Source organism: Hydrogenophaga sp. SL48, assembly GCF_021729865.1.
Taxonomy (GTDB): domain Bacteria; phylum Pseudomonadota; class Gammaproteobacteria; order Burkholderiales; family Burkholderiaceae_C; genus Hydrogenophaga.
In genome coordinates this window covers 4,689,458-4,707,786 of the sequence record NZ_CP063400.1, presented here as the reverse complement: position 1 = coordinate 4,707,786, position 18,329 = coordinate 4,689,458, and the positions used below count along the sequence as shown (strand labels likewise).

Sequence of the window (18,329 nt, the reverse complement as noted above, 5' to 3'; positions counted from 1 at the left end):
GGGGTTGTTGAAACGTTGGTCCCGGCTCAGCGCGCCGCGAGCGCCTGGTCGATCGCCGGTTCGTAGGCGCCGTCGAGCAGCACGAACAGCATGCGGCAGGGCCGGCCCGAACGGTTGGCCCAGGCGTGGTTGGTGCCGCGCTGCACGACCACGCTGCCGGCCTTGAGCAGCACCTCGCTGTCGTCGAGCACCAGGGTCATTTCGCCCTCGATCACCACGCCGTAGTCGATGCTCTCGGTGCGGTGCATCAGCGGGTGCGGCGAGTGCGCCTTCACGGTCGAGGCCTTCTCGTCGCCGATCTGGGCGAAGGCATCTTTCATCTGCCCGGCGCCCTGGGCCAGGAACTCGGCCGTGTCGGGCGGGATGTCGACAAAGCGCATGCGGGTGCCCTGCTTCGGCGGCGGCAGCATCAGCGGGCCGAGCGTGGGGTCGGCGGCGTTGTCCACCGGGGCCGGGGTGGCTGCGGTGCTCCAGACTTCGTGGAAGACCGTGCCGGGGATGGCCGCGATCTCGACCACGGTGGGCAGCGGGCCGTTGCTCGCAACGATGGCCTTGCCGTCGGCGTCGTGGCCGGTGACGACGCGGTGGATGGGGGGAAAGCTCATGGCATGTCCTTCTTCAAATCAGTCTTCAAAAATCGCCACGGCCCGCGTCCAACCCGCACTGGCGCCACGGATCTTGTGCGGGAAGCAGCTGATGGTGAAGCCCGTGGGCGGCAGGGCTTCGAGGTTGTGCAGCTTCTCCAGGTGGCAGTAGCCGATGTCGCGGCCGGCCTTGTGGCCTTCCCAGATCAGCGCCTTGTTGCCGGTCTCGGCCACCTTCTGCGCGGTGAAGGCGAACGGCGCGTCCCAGCTCCAGGCGTCGGTGCCGGTCAGTCGCACGCCGCGCTCCAGCAGGTACATGGTGGCTTCGTAGCCCATGCCGCAGCCGGCGCCCAGGAAGTCGGGCTGGCCGTAGCGCGAACCGGCGCGCGTGTTGACGACCACGATGTCCAGCGGCTCCAGCGTGTGGCCGATGCGTTGCAGCTCGGCCTCGACATCGGCCGCGGTGGCAACGTACCCGTCGGGGAAATGCCGGAAGTCGAGCTTCACGCCGGGCTGGAAACACCAGTCCAGCGGCACCTGGTCGATGGTGATGCTGGGCCGGCTGCCGCCGTTCTTCGCATCCTGCGTGGAGTGGAAGTGCCAGGGCGCGTCGAGGTGGGTGCCGCTGTGCGTGGTCAGCGTCACCCACTCGGCGGCGGCGGCCTCGCCGTCGGGGTAGTCCTCGGGCCGGGTGCCGGGGATCATGGCCATGAACTCGGGCAGGGTGTCGGCGTGCCGCTGGTAGGTGATCTTGGGCGCCAGCGGGGGCGGATCGGAGAGCACGTCGTTTTCCAGGTAGATGGAGAGGTCGACGAAGCGGCGTTGGGGTTTCATGCCGCCTCCCTGGCCAGCAGGGCCGGCGCCTGCCCCGGCAGCCGCGACATGCAGGCCACGGCCACACCGCCGATCAGCAGCGCCGCCAGGCCGAGGCTGCCGTAGCCGGCCGTCTTCACCAGCGTGCCGCCGAGCACCGGCCCGATGGCGGCGCCGACCATCAGCATCGCAGGCGTGGCGGCCATGGCGCGGCCGCTGGGTTCGAGCCGCGCCAGCAGGCCGAAGGCGAAGGTGTGGGTGAAGATCATCACGGCCGCGAACACCGAGGCCGCGGCGGCATAGGGGTAGAAGCTGGGCGCGTTCATGATCACCGCCGCCAGCAGCACCTGGATCACCGGGCCGGCCAGCAGCACGCTGCGCGCATTCCAGCGTTTTTCCAGCATCGCCGCCAGCGCGGCGGGCAGCAGGTTGACCAGGCCCATCACCACCAGCACGCCCGTGATCAGGTTCAGGCTGTGGCCACGGTCGGCCCCGACCCGCTCCAGGAAGCTGAAGGTCATGGACTGCACCAGGGCCATGGCGCTGATGCCCACGATGCCGAACCAGACGGCGCGCGGGATGCGCGCCACCGGTGCGCCCACCGCCGTGGGCTCTCGCTCGGGCTCGGGAAAGCCCACGGCGCAGACCAGCGAGGCCAGCAGCATGACCGCGCCGAAGAGGGCGAACAGCATGTAGCCGCCGGCCTCCGCAATGATCTTGGGCGAGGCGCCGAGGAACACCACCGCAAACACCCCCAGACCGACGCCGACGAGGGCGAACTTCAGGTGCGGGTTGAGGCTGCGCGCGATGGTGCCGTGGGTGACGCTCAGCGCGGCCCCGGCGGCCAGGCCGCCGGCCGTGTGCAGCATGGCCATGGTGGCGTAGTCCAGCGGTTGCGACAGCGTGCCGAAACAGGCGGCCGCCAGCGCGTACCCGCCCGCCGCCACCCAGCGCCCCTTCACCCGCTGGAAACGCGAGGCCAGGAAGACGCTGGAGACCACCGCGCCGATCAGGAACAGCGTGACCAGACCACCGGCCTGCTGCGGGTCGAGCTTGTAATGCTGGATCAGGGTACCGACCCAGACCGGCAGGGCCACGAGATCAACCATGCCGGCGCAGTGCGCCACGATCAGGGCGACGTGGCCCAGGGTGCTGGTGGAACGGGTGTTCATGGTGCCTCCTGCCGAGCCGCCTCAAAGGAGGCATTCGCCCCCTCGGGGGGCAGCGAGAAAACGAGGTTTCGAGCGTGGGGGTTCATGGCATCTCCGGGTCAGATGGGTTGGGCCAGCGCCATTGCCGACTCGCGCATGATGCGGGCGTGTTCTTCCTTGTCGCCGCCAGCGACCTCGATCTCGCCCAGGCGGGCCGAGTTCTGCACCACCATGCGGCAGCGTTCCCAGCGCCGGGCTTCGAAGGCGGCCAGGGCATCGCCCAGCGCGTCCGTGCGGCCCAGTTCTTCGGCCAGCACCAGCGCGTCCTCGATGCCGATGCAGGCGCCCGAGGCCAGGTGCGGCGTGGTGGCGTGCACCGTGTCGCCGATCAGCACCACGCGGCCACTGAACCAGGGGCGCGGCATCAGCAGGCCTTCGAGCGGGCGGTAGACGATCTGCGAATCCGGGCCGATCTGGTCGCGGATGGCCTGCAGCGCGGGCGCCGGGAAGTCGGCCAGCAGGCCACGCAGGTGGGTGGCGAAGGTGGCCGGATCGACGTGCTCGTTGGTCGGCCGCGGCTCGGTGACGAAGAGGTACATCTCGGTCTTCGAGACCGGGTTCACACCGGGTTTGATGTTCGGGCCCATCCACATCACGCAGGTGTCGATGTCGGCGGGCCTGGGCAACACGGCGCGCCAGACGGCCTGCCCGCTGTACTGCGGCTTGGGCGCCTGCGGGAACACCGCCTCGCGCACCTTGGAATACAGGCCATCGGCGCCGATCACAAGGTCGTAGCGCCGCCGCTGGCCGTCGGTGAAGCCGACCTCCGCGCCTTCGGCATCCTGCTCGATCTCCGTGAAGGTGCAACCCAGGTGCACGTTCGTGCCCGAGGCGCGCGTGGCCTCGGCCAGGATGCGGGCCAGCACCGGCCGCATGATGCCGCCACCGCCGGGCACGTCCGGGCCGGCCATGCGCGGCGTGGGCAGTTCAGCGACCTGGGGGCCGTGGGGCAGGCACAGGTGAACACCGTCGGCCGCGTGGCCGTGCGCCAGGAACGCGTCCAGAATGCCCAGGGTGCGGAAGGCCCGCAAGGTGGCGCCGCCCAGGCTGATGCCGGCGCCGTAGCTGCGCCAGCCCGGGTCGATCTCGACCAGATCGACCTCGGCGCCCTGCTTGCGCAGCTGGATGGCCGCGGCCATGCCGGAGAAGCCCCCTCCGATGATGAGGATGCGGGATGCTGAGCGGGTCATGTGGGTGTCTCCAGAGGGTTGTCGGTGGCGAGGTGGACCTCGCCGTTGTGGTGGATCTGCAAAGTGACGGGCGTGAGCGACTCACCCAGGCAGGGCCCGAGCGTGCACAGCCCGGTGGCGATGTCGAACTGCGCGCCGTGGGCCGCGCAGACGATGTGTTGGCCCGTGCCGTCGAGGTAGGCGTCCTTGCGCCAGGCCATGGGCGTGTCGTGGTGGGGGCAGGCGTCGCGGTAGGCGAACAGCTGTGCCCCCTGGCGCACCACCAGCACCGTGTCCTGACCGACCTGGTGCGGATCAAAACCCCGGGACGCCCCGTCGGGCAGGTGGTCGATGTGGCACAGCCTCATGGTCGGTTTCCTTCAGTTGTGCTGGCGCCGGAGAACCATCCGCGACGAACGAAGCAACGCCACCCAGAGGCACCGCCGGGCCGGCTTTGCCGGACGGCCAGTGCCGCCCCCCTTGGGGGGGTGACGCGAAGCGGCGCGGGGGGGTGTTTCATCTCAGTGCGCCGGGGCGCCCGGGGGCGGACCGCCGCCCGGGGCCCACTTCTCGCGGTGCTGGAACAGGAACAGCTGCGAAGCGTCGGCGTCCAGGGGCACCTCGCGCCCGGTCCAGTGCTCGTCGTGCTGGTCCATGTCGGCGTCGTACTCGACGTGGCAGCCCAGCGGCGAATTGAAGTACCAGAACCAGTTGCTGCCGAACTTGTGGCGCCCCGGCCCCCAGAAGCTCTGGTAGCCCTTCTCCACAAAACGCGTGCCCGCCAGCATCAGCTCGGTGGGGCCACCCATGTGGAAGGTGAAGTGCTCGCAGCCTTTCATGAAGGGCGGCGTCTGGATCATGAAAAGGCTGTGGTGCTCGTGCGTGCCGGCGGGCCGCAGGAAGGGGCCGACGCCGGTGAAGCGGTCGGTGCAGACAAAACCCAGCCGCCGGTAGAAGGCCTCGGCCTTGGCGGTGTCGGGCACGAAATACACCACGTGCGACAGCGAGCGCGGCAGGGCCGGCGCGTTCTGGTCCACAGCGACCGTGTTCGCCGGGCGCAGTACCGGCGCGCCCGGCGCGTTCACGGTTTCGGCGGGCAGGTCCAGCGTGCGACGCACGCTGACCTGGAAGGCCAGCGCAAAGCCCATGTCGTCCAGCGCGCGCACCACGCCGCCCTCGTGCGTCACGGTGCGGTCGCGCGACAGCTCGGTGGCGATGGCCTGCAGCGTGGCGGCATCGGCCACGCCGTAGACGGTTTCGCGCAGCATGCTGGCGGTGCCCAGGCCGGGCGGCAGCGAGGCGTCGTCCTTGGCGCGGATCACGACGGCGGTACCGTCGAGCGCTTCGAAACGGTTATGGCCCACGTCGCGCAGGCCGTAGTCCACGAGGTACTGGCGGCAGGCGGCGAGGTCGTCCACGCCAAAGACCAGGGCGTCGAGTCCGATGATGTTCATATAGTGTCCCTTGTGTGTGCGATGGTTCAGGCGGCCGTGTGTCCGCCCAGGGTTTCTGCCACCCAGTCGGCGATGTAGTGACCGGCGTTGATGCTGTTGTCGAAGCTGGCGTGTTGCACGCCGCCTTCACGGTCGGTGAAGATCTTGAGTTCGCGCTTCGGGCTGTTGACCAGCTGCTCGTAGGTGCGGTGCGCCCACTTGAGCGGGATCTGCGAATCGCGCTCGCCGTGCGTCACGAGGAAGGGCACCTTGATCTTTTCGACCACGCCGTCCAGGTGCACGTCTTCGGCGATGCGCATGAAATCGTCGACGTCCTTGGCACCCCAGACCCAGCACACATGGGCCCAGTAGTGCGGCACCGGGAAGTCGCCTTCTTTCTCCAGCCGGCGCTTCTGCACGTCGCGCCAGTCGTGGTTGGCACCCCAGGCCACGCCGCAGGCAAAACGCGGCTCCATGGCCACGGCGCGCGGGCAGTAATAACCACCCAGCGACACGCCTTCGCAGCCGATGCGTTTGGGGTCCACGGCGGGGTGCTGCTCCAGCCAGTCGACCACGCGGCTGGCCCAGTGCTCGGCGTCGAAGCGCGCGGTGAGGCCGTGCAGGCGCAGCGCCTCACCGGTGCCCGGCTGGTCCACCATCAGCGACGACACGCCGCGCTTGGCCAGCCACGAGGACAGGCCCACCAGGTGCTTCATCTCCTTGGTGGAATCCAGACCGTTGAGCTGCACCAGCAAGGGCGCGCGCTCGCCGGGCCGCAGGCCTTCGGCGGGGCGGTAGAGCGCCGACAGCTGCCGCCCCTCGTAGGGGATCTCGACGCGCTGGACCGAGTCCCCCATCAGGCGCGAGCCCTTGAGGAACAGCTCCAGCTCGCGCTGGTACAGGGCCAGTCGACCCGGGGCGTCGTGGGCCTGCAGGCGCTCGGCGGTGATCAGGTAGCTGGCGGCGCGGCGGTATTTTTCACCGGCCGACAGCAGGCGCCCCTGGGCCTCGTCCTCTTCGGCCAGACCGCAGAGCCGGTCGGCCATGTTCACCCAGGTTTCACGGAAAGCCTGGGTGCCGGCCGCATCGGGTGCCTTGGCGGCCTCCAGCAAGGGGGCGCACATCTGCTCGATTTCGCCCATGCGCGCGCCCATCTCGATCGCGAGGTTGACGGAGAGGTTCCAGACGTAGTTGGTGGGGAAGTACTTGAACATGGTGGGTCTCAGGGTTTGACGGAAGGGCGTGCGGCGCGCGGGCCGATGCCCAGCGAGCCGAAGAAGATGGCGGTGGACTCGTCGCCGAAGTCGGGCACGAAGCGGAAGCCGTGGATCTGGCCGTTGCGCACGCGGACGATGTCGGTGCCCACGATGCGCTCGATGCAGGCCTTGGAATGCCAGGGGCTGCGCACCTCCAGCCGGGCGCTGACCGTGTCGCCGTCGAGCTGGCGGCGCAGGAGGGTGAATTGCGCCTTCGGCTGCACGACGGTGGTCTCGATGTAGTGCGCCAGGCAGGCCGGGTTGTCCATCTCCGGGCGGCAGCCGACGTAGTCGGAGCGCTCGACGTCGGGCGCGATCAGGGCGCGCACCGTCGCCATGTCGCCCGCGTGCACGGCGGCCACGTAGCGGTCGAACACGGCGTCGGGCGACGCCGCGGCCCCGGCGCCGGACGCGCCGGCCAGGAGGGACAAACCCAGCAGCGAACGGCGGAGCAAGGCAGGGATCATGGTGAAGTCCTCATGTGAAGGGGGGTGGGCGCGGGCGCCGGGGCGGCGGCGGTCTGCGCACGGGGTTTGAGCAGGAAGTGCGCGAGCGCGGGCAGCAGCACGAGGGCGCCGAGCATGTTCCAGAGGAACATGAAGGCCAGCAGCAGGCCCATGTCGGCCTGGAACTTGATGGGGCTGGCGACCCAGGTGATGACACCGACGGCGAGCGTGATGCCGGTCAGCATCACCACCTTGCCGGTGAACAGCAGGGCGCGGTAATAGGCTTCAGACAGGCTCTTGCCTTCGCGCAGCTGGGCCAGCGTGATGGACAGGATGTAGAGCGCGTAGTCCACGCCGATGCCCACGCCCAGCGCGATCACCGGCAGCGTGGCCACCTTCACGCCCATGCCCAGCGCCACCATCAGCGCCTCGGCCAGGAACGAGGTCACCACCAGCGGCAGCACCGCCACCACCACCGCGCGCCAAGAGCGGAAGGTGATGAAACACAGCACCACCACGGCACCGTAGACCAGGAACAGCATGGTGCGCCACGCGTCCTTGACCACGATGTTGGTGGCGGCCTCGATCCCCGCGCTACCGGCGGCCAGCAGGAACTGCGTGTCGGCGGTGTTGTTGAGCTGGGCAAAGGCTTCGACGTGGTCCACCACGCGGGTCAGCGTGTCGGCCTTGTGGTCGCGCAGGTAGACATAGACCGTGAGCAGGCCGCAGGCGTCGTTGTACAGGCCGCGCGGCGCGCTGGCCGTCACCGTGTTGAGCATGTCCTGGTTGGGCAGGAACTCGTACCAGCGCGGGTTGCCTTCGTTCAGGCCCGAGAGCACGCGGCGGTTGAGCAGCGCCAGCGTGTTGGTGCTCTCCACGCCGTCGATCTGGCGCAGCTCCCATTCGAGCGCGTCGATCTTGTTGAGCGTGTCGTAGGCCGAGCACTGGCCCTCGGGCGTTTTCACCATCACGGCGAGCACGTCGCTGCCCGCGCCGTAGGCCGCGTTCATGAAGGCCACGTCGCGGTTGTAGCGGCTGTCCGCGCGCAGCTCGGGGGCGCCGGGGTCGAGGTCGCCGATCTTGAGCTGCGTGCTCGCGGCAAAACCGCCCACGCCCATCAGCAGCCCCACGGCCACGGCCGCGGTGGCCCAGCGGCGCTGGGTGAAGCGGTCGAGGAAGGCCCACATCGGGTGTCTGGCCGCGCCCACCGCATCGGCCTGTTCGGCGCGTAGGCTGCGCGCGGCGGCGCTCGCGCTCACGCCGGTGTAGCTCAGCAGAATGGGCAGCAGGATCAGGTTGGTGAAGATCAGCACCGCCACGCCGATGGACGCGGCGATCGCCAGCTCGCGGATCACCTGGATATCGATCACCAGCAGCACCGCGAAGCCCACCGCGTCGGCCAGCAGCGCCGTGAGCCCGGCGAGGAAGAGGCGGCGGAAGGTGAAGCGCGCGGCCACGAGTTGGTCCACACCACGCCCCACGTCCTGCATGATCCCGTTCATCTTCTGCGCGCCATGGCTCATGCCGATGGCGAAGACGAGGAAGGGCACGAGGATGGAATACGGGTCCAGCGCGTAGCCCAGCAGCGGCAGCAGCCCGAGCTGCCAGACCACCGCGATCAGCGAGGCCAGCACCACCAGCAGCGTGGAGCGCACGCAGCGCGTGTACCAGAACACCATGGCGGTGGCGATGGCGACCGCGAGTGCGAAAAACACCAGCACCGCCTTCACGCCGTCGATCAGGTCGCCCACGATCTTGGCGAAACCGGTGATGTGCACCGTGACGCCTTCGGCCTCGTAGGTGGTGCGCAGCGCGTCGAGCTGGGTGGAGAGCCGGGCGTAGTCGATGGCCTGGCCCTCGGCGTCCTTGGCGAGCAGCGGCACGAAGATCACCGAGGACTTCGCATCGCGCGCCACGGTCTGGCCGATCTCGCCCGAGCGCGCCACGTTGGCGGCGAGCTGCTGCAGCTTGGCGGGCGAACCGTCGAAGCCGTCAGGGATCACCGGCCCGCCTTCGAGGCCGTCTTCGGTCACGCCGACCCAGCGCGTGCTGGGCGTCCAGAGCGACTTCATGCGCGCGCGGTCCACGCCGGGCAGCAGGAAGACCTCGTCGGACAGGCGCCGCAGGGTGTCGAGGTACTTCGCGTCGTAAATGCTGCCTTCGGGCCGCGCCACCGCGATGCGCACCGCGTTGCCCAGCCCGCTCAGCTCGGCCTGGTGCGTCAGGTAGTTCTGGATGTAGGGGTGGCTGGTGGGGATGGTCTTTTCGAAGCTGGCGTTGAGCTGCAGGCGCGTGGCCTGCCAGCCGAGCAACAGCGTGACCAGCGCGCACAGCAACACCACGATGGCACGGTGGTTGAACAGCGCGCGCTCGACCAGCGAGCCCGAGCGGGGATCGAATGCGTGTGCGTTCATTGGAGCGCTCCTGCATCGACAGGCACCACACCGGCCACACCCAGCGTGAGCAGCGGTCCGCCATGCAGCGGCAGCAGCGCCGAGGGCATGGGCACCGGGGGCGCCTTCAGCGGCAGCAGTGCATCGCCCTGCAGGCGCAGCACCACGCCGGCCTGGCTGGCGAGCAGCAGCCCGCCCTTGGCGTCGACCGCCATGGCGGTGATGGTCGCCGGCACGGGAGAGGCCAGCTGGGCCCACTGCGCACCACCATCGGTGGAGCGCCACACATTGCCGCGCAGGCCGGCCAGCACGGCCTGCCCGTCGGCGCGGATCTCGCCGGCAAACCAGCTGCCTTTGTAGGGAGAGTTCATGGTCTGAAAGGTCTGGCCGCCGTCGCCGGAGCGGGCCAGCAGGCCCTGCTCGCCGGCCAGCAGCAGGGTGTCGCCAGAGCGCCGCGCCACGTACCAGTGCAGGGCCTTGGGGTTGGGCAGGCGGTCCATCCAGGGTGCCCAGCTTTCGCCGCCGTCGGCGCTGTAGAAGGCCAGCCCGTAGGCACCGACCGCGAGCAGGCGCTTGGCGTCCCACTGCAGCACGTCGAGGAAGGGCTTGTCGGGTCCGTCGGCGAGCAGGCGCTCGGCGTCCTGCTGCGCGGCGGGCGTGGTGGCGGCGGCCTGGGCCAGTTCGGCCAGGCGCCGGCCGTCCAGGCGCAGGCGCCAGCTGGCACCCGCGTCGTCGGTGGTCAGCACCGTGCCGCCGTGGCCCACGGCCACGCCGTGTTGATCGTCAGCGAAGCGCACCATGGTCAGCGTCACGCTCACCGGGCTCGGGGCCTGGCGCCAGGTGGCGCCGCGGTCGTCGCTCAGGGCCACGATGCCGCGCTCCCCCACCGCCACGGTGCGGGCACCGGCCTGGGCCGCCGCGAGCAGCACGGCCCGTTGCGGCGCCTTGACGGCCAGGGCCGGGCGACGCAGCGCATCGCCCACCTGGGCCTGGGCCAGACCTGCCCCGGCCACATTGAGGGTGGCCATCAGGGCGGCGGCGAGGGGTATCGACAGACGCATGCTGCTGCTCGCTCAGCGCACGCCGTCGCCGGCCATGGCGTCGGGCGTGAAGAAGCTGTCCGGGCGGCGCGGCACGATCTTGTAGTGCTGGTTGCGCTCGTTGACCACGCCGCTGGCGTACCAGGCGCCCGAGATCAGGTCGTTGAAGCCCCACTGCTGCTGTGGCGTCGTGGCCGGCAGGTCGGCCATGACGACCGGGTGCGACCAGATGGTTTTCCAGAGCTGGCCCTTGGCGTCCCAACGGTCGCCCAGCACGGCCACCCAGGTGTCTTCGTCCACGTAGTAGCGGCTGCGGGGCGCCTGGTGGCGCTGGCCGGCCTTGAGCGTGGCCTCGACCACGTAGACACGGTGCAGCTCCCAGCGCACGTGGTCCGGGTTGAGGTGGTTGGCCAGCAGCACGTCGCTGTCCTTGGTCGGGGTGTGCAGGCGGTTGCTGTTGTAGGGAATCAGCATCTCCTGCTTGCCCACGATCTTCCAGTCGAAGCGGTCGCTGCGGCCGCCGAACACGTCGACCTCGTCGAAGCTGGCCACGCCGGCGCTGGCCGGGGTGGGGGTGTCACAGCAGGCGTTGGGCAGCTTGCGCACGCGGCGCTGGCCGGTCAGGTAGACCCACGAGGCGCTCTTGTCCTGGTCCAGGTTGAGGTTGCCGGTGATGGCCTCGCCGGCACGCACCGGCGGGCCGCTGTTGACCAGGCGGATCGCCCAGTACGCGCCATTGAACTTGTCGGCCTGTCCTTCGGCGTAGTAAGGCATCTGGAAGTCGCCCCGCCCCTCGACGGACAGCACGCGCTGGCCGCTGGCCGTGCCGAGGTAGCCGCGGAAGTCGGCCTGCCAGGCCTCGCCGCGCCAGTGCAGCTCGTGGTTGGCCATGACCTCCTGCCCGGTCTTGGGGATGGGGAACGGGATGCCACCGTAGGCGCCGACGAGCCCGTCGCCTTCGATCCGCGCGCTGGTGGCGTTCTTGAAGGTGTTGTCGTAGACCCATTGCGGCGCGGCGGCCGTTCGGTGGGTCTTGTAGACGTCGACGCGGAAGGTCTGCGGGTACTTCTTGAGCAGCGCCTGGGTGCCTTCGGTCAGCTTGCCGGCGTGTTCGGCCAGGTTGGCCGCCGTGACGCTGTAGAGCGGCTTGTCGTTGGCGAAGGGGTCGCCGCGGCGGCCGCCGTTCTTGAAGCCGGGGATGGCCGTGGCGTGGCCGCCGGTCCAGGCGGGGATGCTGCCGTCCTTGTTGCCGGCGCGCTCGCCGCCGAGCGGGGTGAGGTCGGTCTTGAGGCGGGCGGCCTCTTGTGCGGTCACGCCGGCGTGGGCGCCGGACGCGGCGACCAGCGGCAACAGCAAGGCTGCGGTCCAGAGGGTGGTGTGTTTCATGGATGTCTCCTCGATCAGAAGGTGGTGCGCAGTGACACGGTCAGGTAGTTCCGGTCTTTCAGCGACTGCTGGTACACGGCGTTGTTGTTGGCGTCGAGCGTGGGCGCGGCCTTGCCCAGGAAATGCACGTAGTTCACGCCCAGGTTCCACGACCCGAGGTAGACCGCGTTCAGGCCCAGGCTGATGTCGCCGCCGCCGTCCACGCCGAAGCCCGGCCCGACGGCCGAGGACTTGCCCTTGGCGTAGCCAATGCCGATGCTGGGCGAGAGGTCCAGGCCCGGCAGCACCTGGCGGTAGCTGGGCGAAAAGACCATGCGTGTGGCCACGGCCGACTTGTCGGCATTGGGGTTGAGCATCTGCTGATTGCGGGTGACCTTCATGCGCGTGTTCCACGCCACCTCGCCCACGAACGACGACTCCCTGGACAGGAACGAAGGCCCGAGCGAGGCGATCCACGAGAGCTGCGCGTGCGCCGTCTCGCCCACCGCGTAGCCGGGGTTGCTGTTGTTGTTGAGGCCGGTGTTGACGCGGATCGTCGAGAGCGTGGACTGCCCGGAACTGGCCAGCGGCGTGTTCTGGCGCAGCGAGACCTCGCCCGCCAGGCCCCATTCGCCGACCGCCTTGGCGAAGCTGGCGCCGAAAGCCCGCACCCCCTCGTGGTACACCCAGCGGTAGCTGCTGGGCACCAGAGCGGGCGGCACGCCGGTGAGCACGTTGTTGATGTTGCTCGGCGTGTTGGCGTGGTAGCGGATGGCGTAGAGGCCGAAGTCGGTGTCGATCGACGGCGCGCGGAAGCGCAGCTGCACACCGCCCTGCCCACTGTCCTTGGCGTCCAGATCGGGCTGGCGCACGAAGGCGGCGGTGGGGCCGGCCTGGATGCGCTCGGCGCCCGGGCCCAGCGCATCGCTGGACGACAGGTAGGCCCCCACGGGCATCAACCGGGTCTTCTCCCACTCGTAGCTCAGGTAGGCACCCAGCGACACGTCGGGGTTGAGCTGCACCTGGCCCGAGAGCTTGCCCGTGGGCATGGCGACCTCCTTGAAGGTCGCGTTGGGCACCGAGAGCAGCTTGATCAGGTCCAGCGGCGCCTGGCCACCCGCGATGCCGTTGGCACCGAAGAACAGGCTCTCGCCCCACAGCAGCGTGTGGCGGCCCAGTCGGGCCGAGGCCGGGCGCTCGCCCAGGTCGAACTTGCCGTAGACGAACGCGTCCAGCAACTCGGCCTTGCGGCCCATGAGGTCGCGGGTGTCGGTCGTGAACTCGCTGCCCGGCCGGTGGTTGGCGGTGAAGCTGGTGTTGTCGGTCTGGCCGTTGTAGACGCTGTCGTACCAGGCGGCGCCGCTGATCCGTGCGCCGTAGCCCGGACCGGCGAGGTCCAGCTCGGTCAGCAGGTCCAGGCGGTTGGACACCAGGCCCTTCCTGAAGTTGTTGTCGCCGTCGTCCTGGTTGGCGGTCAGCGGCATCTGCGCCGCGAGCGTGGGCGAGGCGTCCTTCAGGCGCTGCATCAGGCTGTACTTCACGGTGTTGTCCCACCGCAATTTCCAGTCGGGGTTGCCGGTGTCGATCTCGATCGCCTGGGCCGACTGGGCCGTCAGCAGCGCCAGACACAGGCAGGAAAACGCGGGGCGTGCGGCGGACCTGCGCGCAGTGGCTTGTCGGGCAAACGCTCGAACGGGCATGGCTTGTCTCCTTGTAGGTGTGGGGTCCTCGTCGATCCGGGCAACTTGATCCAGATCAAACGAGCCGCGACTGTAGGGAGAAGGCCAGGCACTGGGAAATGGGTTGTGCGAATCCTTTCCATCCACTTTTGAAATATCAGGGCAAACCCTTGTGCCCTGCGCGCACGGCCCGGCGCGCCGCGCGGGCTGATGCACACTTGCCGCCGAACGACCATGCGATTCAAGAAACTCGACCTCAACCTGCTCGTCGCACTCGACGCCCTGCTCACGGAAAAAAACGTCACGCGGGCCGGTGAGCGCGTGTTCCTGAGCCAGTCCACCATGAGCAACGCGCTCTCGCGGCTGCGCCAGTATTTCGACGACGAGCTGCTGGTGCAGGTGGGGGGCCGCATGGAGCTGACGCCGCGGGCCGAGCTGCTGCACGAGGCGGTGCGCGACGTGCTGGTGCGCATCGACACCACGGTGGCCGCGCGGCCCGCCTTCGACCCGACCGAGTCGGACCGCGAGTTCACGCTGTTCGTGTCCGACTACTCGATGGCGGTGCTGATCCCGGACATGCTGGCCCTGGCCCACCAGCGCGGCAGCCGGGCCCGCTTCAACTTCAAGCCGCAGGTGGGCCCGCCCCACCGCAACCTGGAGCGCGGCGAGGCCGACCTGCTGATCATTCCGTCGAACTTCTGTTCACCGGACCACCCGCTGGACCCCCTGTACGACGACCGCTTCGTGTGCGTGGTCTGGCAGGACAGCCCGCTGGCGCAGGGCACGCTGACGATGGAGCGTTACCTGCAGGCGCGCCATGTGGCGATGGTCCCGCCCGATGGCAGCGTGCCGGTGTTCGACACCTGGCTGGCCAACGACCACGGCCTGAGCCGCGAGATCGGCCTCACCACCTACAACTTCAGCGCGATGCTGTACCTGGTGGTCGGCACCGACCTGATCGCCACCGCGCACGCGCGCCTCGCCCACATGCTTCAGGGCATGCTGCCCATCGCGCTGCGGCCGGTGCCGATGTCGATGAAGAACCTGCAGCAGTCCATGCAGTGGCACAAGTACCGATCCCGCGATCCGGGCCTGATCTGGCTGCGCGACCTGCTGCGCGAGGCCGCCATCGGCATGGGCCCCTGCCCCGGCGAACCGGGCGGCGACTGACGACCCCCTTCAGGCGCCCGGCGCCTCTTGCGCGCCCGGGGAGCGCCGCGCACCGCGGCGCGACAGGTACGGCAGGGCGAACAGGTACAGCCCCGTCAACAGCAACAGGCCCAGCGGAAGCAGCGGCGCGTAGGTCAGCCAGGGCGGGGGCTCGCCCTGCCCTTGCGCGCGGACGGCGAAGTTGGCCAACACCGTCGCCGTGAAGGCCATGGACACCCAGCGGTGGGTCCGGCGACACCAGGCGCCGCCGCTCATGTCGAACGCCCTGCGGCCTGGATCATCTTCCAGCCGTTGCCCGCCGGGTCGCGGAAGCCGGCGTCGATGTTGCCAAAGCGCTCCACGGGCGCTTGCGTGAACTCCACACCCAGGGCACGCCATTGCTCATAGGTGGCCCGGCAGTCGGCCACGCTCAAGACCAGCGGCGGCATCGCGCCCTTGGCCACCATGGCGCGCAGCGTCTGCGCCGTCGCCTCGTCGTGCACGGGCGGTCCCGGGGTGAACAGGCCGAGCTGGAACGACGGCTGCTCCGGGTGCTGCACGGTCAGCCATCGGTAGGCGCCATTGCGCACGTCCGTGTGCACGCGGAAACCGAGCTTGCCGACGTAGAACGCCAGCGCCTCGTCCTGGTCGTTCACGTACAGGCCCACCACATTGATACCTTGGCTCATCACATCTCCTTGGTTGAATCCTTGAGGGATGGCCGGTTTGTACCCGTCGCCGCGCGGCGCCGCTTCTCCGAAACTGCTGTGGTGAGGTCCGGCCGCTGCGCGGCCTTCAGCACGCAGGCGGGCACGCGGTCGAGGGGCCCCGCCGCGGCCCTGGCCTGCTGGCGCAGCGCGCCCGGGCTCTGGCCGGTGATGTCGCGGAAGATCCGCCCGAAGGTGCCCAGGCTCTCCCAGCCGGTGGCGAAGGCGATCTCGGTGATGGGCAGTTCGGTGTCGCGCAGCAGCGTGGTCGCCTGCTCGATGCGCCGCGTCAGCAGGTAGCGGTGCGGCGGGATGCCGAAGGCCTGCCTGAACGAGCGCGCGAAGTGGGCTTCGGACACCCCGCTCACCTCGGCCAGCCTCTTCACGGGCCAGGCTTCGTGCGACGCGGCGTCCATGCGGTCCTTCGCCCGCAGCAGGCGCCGCAGCAGGGCCGGGTCCTGAAGCCCGCCCACGTCCGGCGCGGCCGGGGGCGCTGCGTCAGGAGCTTCGCGGGGCGCCATGACCTTCAAGGGGCCGGCGGTGGTGCCGCCGGCTCAGCGCACCGCCCCGAAACGCTGCTCCATCTCGCGCCGCATGGTCTTGCGCAGCTCGGCCGCCGAATGGCGGCGGCGCTCGTCGGGCGTGAAGGGGCGCAGCGGCGCCACAGTGGTGGGCTTGCCGCTGTCGTCGACCGCGACCATGGTGAAGAAGCAGCTGTTGACGTGGCGGTTTTCCTGGGTGCGGATGTTCTCCGCGATCACCTTGATGCCCACTTCCATGGACGAGCTGCCAGTGTGGTTGACCGAGGCGAGGAAGGTGACCAGCTCGCCCACGTGGATGGGCTGGCGGAACACCACCTGGTCCACGCTGAGCGTCACCACGTAGGCGCCGGCGTAGCGGCTGGCACAGGCGTAGGCCACCTGGTCGAGCAGCTTGAGGATGGACCCGCCGTGCACCTTGCCGGAGAAATTGGCGGTGTCGGGGGTCATGAGCACGGTCATGCTCAACTGGTGGGCGGGGAGTTCCATGGGGTCTTCGCAGGGGGGTGGGTTGAACGGGCGGCCGTCGGTGATCGGGCGCGTGCAGCCGAGATGGTGCCACGCTGCGCCAGCGCCCACCAGCGGGGCGTGAGGCTTGGCGTTGTCGATCGGGGAGGCGCGGGGCATGTTGGGTGCCCGCACGAGCGGCCGCTACGCCGGCTGGCTCTGCTTCACCACCCATTCGCTGAACGCGCGCATCGCCGCGCTCGAACGCCGACGCTTGAGCCGTGTGAGCCAGTAGCCGCCCACGTCCACCTCCACATCGAACAGCCGCACCAGACGGCTGCTCTGCAGGTCGCGCCCGAACAGCTTGACCGGCAACAAGGCCACGCCCGCGCCCTGGGCGGCTGCGTCGGCCAGCACGAGTGAAGAGTCGAACAACGGCCCGGTGAGCAACGGCGGTGGCGCGCCCGCTGCACGAAACCACTCCAGCCACTCTTCCGGCCGGTACGAACGCAGCAGCGTTTCACGGCCCAGGTCGCGCACGCTGCGGATGCGGGCGGCCAACGCGGGCGCGCACACGGGCGCCAGAGGCGCGCGCAACAAGGGCGTGGCTTCGGTGCCGTGCCAGTGGCCGTCGCCAAAGCGGATGGCGCAGTCCAGCCCTTCGCCAGCCAGGTCCACCCGGTTGTTGTTGGTGAACAGGCGCAGTTCGACGAAGGGATGACGCCGCTGGAAGTCCTTCAGATTCGGCAGCAACCAGCCCACGACGAACGTGCCCACCGCGCCCACCGAGAGCACCTCGCGTTTCTGCGATCCCTTGAACGTGGCCAGCGTGCTCGCCATGCGTTCAAAAGACTCCATCAGCACCGGCAGCAAGGCCTGGCCTTCGTCGGTGAGCGCGAGCCCCCGGGGCACGCGGCGGAACAGGGGCGTGCCCAGGCGCTGTTCGAGGTTCTTCACGTGCTGGCTCACGGCCGCTTGCGTGAGGTTGAGCTCTTGCGCCGCACGGGTGAAGCTCAGGTGGCGGGCCGACACCTCGAAGGCGCGAAGGGCATTGAGTGGCAAGTCCATAGAGGCACCAGTTTTTCTTGGGTGTGGGCCAGATTATTCCCGTTTGAACGAAGCGCCACCCATCCCTAACATTCGCGCTTCTTCAATGGAGAACACACATGATTCAACGACGACACTTCCAACTGGCGACCGCTTTTTCGATGGTGCACGGCTGGGCCGTTTTCCCCACGAATACTTGGGGCAAGACAGACGACGGCCCCTTTCAACAGCGGGTCGCCGCGCTCGAAGCCGCCGCCCAGTGCCGCCTGGGTGTGCACATCATCGACACCGCCACCGGCCGCGAACACGGCCACCGCCCGGACGAGCGCTTCATGATGCTGAGCTCGTTCAAGCTGCTGGCCAGTGCCCTGGTGCTGGCGCGGGCGGAACAGGGGCTGGATTCTCTGCAGCGCCGCATCCGCTACACACGCGAAGACCTGGTGCCCTGGTCGCCGGTGACGGAGAAGCATGTGGGCGGCGACGGCCTGTCGCTGGCCCAGTTGTGCGAGGCCACCATCACCACCAGCGACAACACGGCGGCCAACCTCATCCTGTCCAGCTGCGGCGGGCCGGGCGCGCTCACCGCCTATGCCCGCAGCCTGGGTGACACGGTCACCCGACTGGACCGCACCGAACCCGAACTGAATCTGCCCTCGGGCGCTGCGATGCTGGACACCACCACCCCACGCGCCATGACCCAGACCCTTCAAAAGCTGCTGGTGGGCGACGCGCTCTCCGCCACCTCGCGCGCCACCCTCCTGCACTGGCTGAAGGCCAACACCACGGGCGACAAGCGCCTGCGGGCCGGCGTGCCCGCCGGCTGGTCGGTCGGCGAAAAGACCGGCACCAACCGCACCGACGCGAACGATGTCGGCATCGCCTGGCCACCTGGGCGTGCGCCCTTGCTGGTCAGCGCTTACCTGGCCGACAGCTCGGCGCCGGCTGCCGCACGCGAAGCGGCGCTGGCCGGGGTCGGTCGGCTGCTGGCCACGCTTTGACGGTGTCGGATGGGTGTTGTCAGCGCTCGGCCCGTTCAGGCCACGCAGCAAGG

General features: G+C 69.4%; 19 protein-coding genes. 2 read left to right on the top strand and 17 right to left on the bottom strand.

The window, feature by feature from the left end; translation table 11 throughout:
* Positions 1 to 26: 26 nt before the first annotated feature.
* The 12 genes from IM738_RS22310 to IM738_RS22255 all read right to left on the bottom strand — a co-directional run bounded on the left by IM738_RS22310 (position 27) and on the right by IM738_RS22255 (position 13,410).
* On the bottom strand, positions 27 to 605 hold the full coding sequence (locus tag IM738_RS22310; RefSeq protein ID WP_236963222.1) for a cupin domain-containing protein: 579 nt from the start codon (positions 603 to 605) through the stop codon (positions 27 to 29).
* Positions 606 to 623: 18 nt separating this feature from the next.
* On the bottom strand, positions 624 to 1,418 hold the full coding sequence (locus IM738_RS22305; protein WP_236963221.1) for a cyclase family protein: 795 nt from the start codon (positions 1,416 to 1,418) through the stop codon (positions 624 to 626).
* Positions 1,415 to 2,569 carry an MFS transporter gene (locus IM738_RS22300; RefSeq protein ID WP_236963220.1) on the bottom strand — a complete coding sequence of 385 codons (1,155 nt, stop codon included), beginning with the start codon at positions 2,567 to 2,569 and terminating at the stop codon, positions 1,415 to 1,417. The genes IM738_RS22305 and IM738_RS22300 overlap by 4 nt, the downstream gene beginning before the upstream one ends.
* Before the next feature lie 98 nt (positions 2,570 to 2,667).
* Positions 2,668 to 3,798 carry an FAD-dependent oxidoreductase gene (locus IM738_RS22295; protein ID WP_236963219.1) on the bottom strand — a complete coding sequence of 377 codons (1,131 nt, stop codon included), beginning with the start codon at positions 3,796 to 3,798 and terminating at the stop codon, positions 2,668 to 2,670.
* Positions 3,795 to 4,145: a Rieske (2Fe-2S) protein gene (locus IM738_RS22290; protein ID WP_236963218.1), complete on the bottom strand. Its 351-nt coding sequence runs from the start codon at positions 4,143 to 4,145 to the stop codon at positions 3,795 to 3,797. The genes IM738_RS22295 and IM738_RS22290 overlap by 4 nt, the downstream gene beginning before the upstream one ends.
* Positions 4,146 to 4,298: 153 nt before the next feature.
* Positions 4,299 to 5,231 (bottom strand): VOC family protein, encoded by a 933-nt coding sequence (locus tag IM738_RS22285; RefSeq protein ID WP_236963217.1) that lies wholly within the window; start codon positions 5,229 to 5,231, stop codon positions 4,299 to 4,301.
* Between the two features lie 26 nt (positions 5,232 to 5,257).
* Positions 5,258 to 6,424, bottom strand: a complete 1,167-nt coding sequence (locus IM738_RS22280; protein WP_236963216.1) for an alpha/beta hydrolase family protein — start codon at positions 6,422 to 6,424, stop codon at positions 5,258 to 5,260.
* 8 nt (positions 6,425 to 6,432) lie between these two features.
* Positions 6,433 to 6,933, bottom strand: coding sequence for a nuclear transport factor 2 family protein (locus IM738_RS22275; protein ID WP_236963215.1), 501 nt, complete (start codon positions 6,931 to 6,933; stop codon positions 6,433 to 6,435).
* Positions 6,930 to 9,326 (bottom strand): efflux RND transporter permease subunit, encoded by a 2,397-nt coding sequence (locus IM738_RS22270; RefSeq protein ID WP_236963214.1) that lies wholly within the window; start codon positions 9,324 to 9,326, stop codon positions 6,930 to 6,932. Before IM738_RS22270 ends, IM738_RS22275 begins: the two co-directional genes overlap by 4 nt.
* A complete protein-coding gene (locus IM738_RS22265; protein ID WP_236963213.1) occupies positions 9,323 to 10,366 on the bottom strand; it encodes a WD40/YVTN/BNR-like repeat-containing protein in 1,044 nt (347 codons plus the stop codon). Before IM738_RS22265 ends, IM738_RS22270 begins: the two co-directional genes overlap by 4 nt.
* A 12-nt stretch (positions 10,367 to 10,378) precedes the next feature.
* Positions 10,379 to 11,731 carry a DUF1329 domain-containing protein gene (locus tag IM738_RS22260; RefSeq protein WP_236963212.1) on the bottom strand — a complete coding sequence of 451 codons (1,353 nt, stop codon included), beginning with the start codon at positions 11,729 to 11,731 and terminating at the stop codon, positions 10,379 to 10,381.
* Positions 11,732 to 11,745: 14 nt separating this feature from the next.
* A complete protein-coding gene (locus IM738_RS22255; RefSeq protein WP_236963211.1) occupies positions 11,746 to 13,410 on the bottom strand; it encodes a DUF1302 domain-containing protein in 1,665 nt (554 codons plus the stop codon).
* A gap of 213 nt (positions 13,411 to 13,623) precedes the next feature.
* Between IM738_RS22255 and IM738_RS22250 the strand changes: the two genes are divergently transcribed.
* A complete protein-coding gene (locus tag IM738_RS22250; protein WP_236963210.1) occupies positions 13,624 to 14,559 on the top strand; it encodes a LysR family transcriptional regulator in 936 nt (311 codons plus the stop codon).
* A gap of 9 nt (positions 14,560 to 14,568) precedes the next feature.
* Here IM738_RS22250 and IM738_RS22245 read toward each other — a convergent pair whose 3' ends face one another.
* The 5 genes from IM738_RS22245 to IM738_RS22225 all read right to left on the bottom strand — a co-directional run bounded on the left by IM738_RS22245 (position 14,569) and on the right by IM738_RS22225 (position 17,299).
* Positions 14,569 to 14,814: a hypothetical protein gene (locus IM738_RS22245; RefSeq protein ID WP_236963209.1), complete on the bottom strand. Its 246-nt coding sequence runs from the start codon at positions 14,812 to 14,814 to the stop codon at positions 14,569 to 14,571.
* A complete protein-coding gene (locus IM738_RS22240; RefSeq protein WP_236963208.1) occupies positions 14,811 to 15,227 on the bottom strand; it encodes a VOC family protein in 417 nt (138 codons plus the stop codon). The genes IM738_RS22245 and IM738_RS22240 overlap by 4 nt, the downstream gene beginning before the upstream one ends.
* Positions 15,227 to 15,766 (bottom strand): helix-turn-helix transcriptional regulator, encoded by a 540-nt coding sequence (locus IM738_RS22235; protein WP_236963207.1) that lies wholly within the window; start codon positions 15,764 to 15,766, stop codon positions 15,227 to 15,229. The genes IM738_RS22240 and IM738_RS22235 overlap by 1 nt, the downstream gene beginning before the upstream one ends.
* Before the next feature lie 33 nt (positions 15,767 to 15,799).
* Positions 15,800 to 16,273 carry an acyl-CoA thioesterase gene (locus IM738_RS22230; RefSeq protein WP_236966384.1) on the bottom strand — a complete coding sequence of 158 codons (474 nt, stop codon included), beginning with the start codon at positions 16,271 to 16,273 and terminating at the stop codon, positions 15,800 to 15,802.
* A 162-nt stretch (positions 16,274 to 16,435) separates the two neighbouring features.
* Entirely contained in the window at positions 16,436 to 17,299 is an 864-nt protein-coding gene (locus tag IM738_RS22225; protein ID WP_236963206.1) for a LysR family transcriptional regulator, read from the bottom strand.
* 98 nt (positions 17,300 to 17,397) lie between these two features.
* Here IM738_RS22225 and bla point away from each other — a divergent pair, with 98 nt between their 5' ends.
* Positions 17,398 to 18,276, top strand: coding sequence for a class A beta-lactamase (bla, locus tag IM738_RS22220; protein WP_236963205.1), 879 nt, complete (start codon positions 17,398 to 17,400; stop codon positions 18,274 to 18,276).
* The last annotated feature ends 53 nt before the right edge of the window (positions 18,277 to 18,329 follow it).

Excerpts from the sequence above, each read along its gene's own strand:
- IM738_RS22250 (WP_236963210.1), top strand. The coding sequence starts at position 13,624 with ATGCGATTCAAGAAACTCGACCTCAACCTGCTCGTCGCACTCGACGCC.
- IM738_RS22290 (WP_236963218.1), bottom strand. The coding sequence starts at position 4,145 with ATGAGGCTGTGCCACATCGACCACCTGCCCGACGGGGCGTCCCGGGGT.
- IM738_RS22260 (WP_236963212.1), bottom strand. The coding sequence starts at position 11,731 with ATGAAACACACCACCCTCTGGACCGCAGCCTTGCTGTTGCCGCTGGTC.
- IM738_RS22275 (WP_236963215.1), bottom strand. The coding sequence starts at position 6,933 with ATGATCCCTGCCTTGCTCCGCCGTTCGCTGCTGGGTTTGTCCCTCCTG.
- IM738_RS22310 (WP_236963222.1), bottom strand. The coding sequence starts at position 605 with ATGAGCTTTCCCCCCATCCACCGCGTCGTCACCGGCCACGACGCCGAC.
- IM738_RS22265 (WP_236963213.1), bottom strand. The coding sequence starts at position 10,366 with ATGCGTCTGTCGATACCCCTCGCCGCCGCCCTGATGGCCACCCTCAAT.
- IM738_RS22280 (WP_236963216.1), bottom strand. The coding sequence starts at position 6,424 with ATGTTCAAGTACTTCCCCACCAACTACGTCTGGAACCTCTCCGTCAAC.
- IM738_RS22295 (WP_236963219.1), bottom strand. The coding sequence starts at position 3,798 with ATGACCCGCTCAGCATCCCGCATCCTCATCATCGGAGGGGGCTTCTCC.
- IM738_RS22300 (WP_236963220.1), bottom strand. The coding sequence starts at position 2,569 with ATGAACACCCGTTCCACCAGCACCCTGGGCCACGTCGCCCTGATCGTG.
- IM738_RS22240 (WP_236963208.1), bottom strand. The coding sequence starts at position 15,227 with ATGAGCCAAGGTATCAATGTGGTGGGCCTGTACGTGAACGACCAGGAC.
- IM738_RS22255 (WP_236963211.1), bottom strand. The coding sequence starts at position 13,410 with ATGCCCGTTCGAGCGTTTGCCCGACAAGCCACTGCGCGCAGGTCCGCC.
- IM738_RS22285 (WP_236963217.1), bottom strand. The coding sequence starts at position 5,231 with ATGAACATCATCGGACTCGACGCCCTGGTCTTTGGCGTGGACGACCTC.
- IM738_RS22225 (WP_236963206.1), bottom strand. The coding sequence starts at position 17,299 with ATGGACTTGCCACTCAATGCCCTTCGCGCCTTCGAGGTGTCGGCCCGC.
- IM738_RS22270 (WP_236963214.1), bottom strand. The coding sequence starts at position 9,326 with ATGAACGCACACGCATTCGATCCCCGCTCGGGCTCGCTGGTCGAGCGC.
- IM738_RS22245 (WP_236963209.1), bottom strand. The coding sequence starts at position 14,814 with ATGAGCGGCGGCGCCTGGTGTCGCCGGACCCACCGCTGGGTGTCCATG.
- IM738_RS22235 (WP_236963207.1), bottom strand. The coding sequence starts at position 15,766 with ATGGCGCCCCGCGAAGCTCCTGACGCAGCGCCCCCGGCCGCGCCGGAC.
- bla (WP_236963205.1), top strand. The coding sequence starts at position 17,398 with ATGATTCAACGACGACACTTCCAACTGGCGACCGCTTTTTCGATGGTG.
- IM738_RS22305 (WP_236963221.1), bottom strand. The coding sequence starts at position 1,418 with ATGAAACCCCAACGCCGCTTCGTCGACCTCTCCATCTACCTGGAAAAC.
- IM738_RS22230 (WP_236966384.1), bottom strand. The coding sequence starts at position 16,273 with ATGGAACTCCCCGCCCACCAGTTGAGCATGACCGTGCTCATGACCCCC.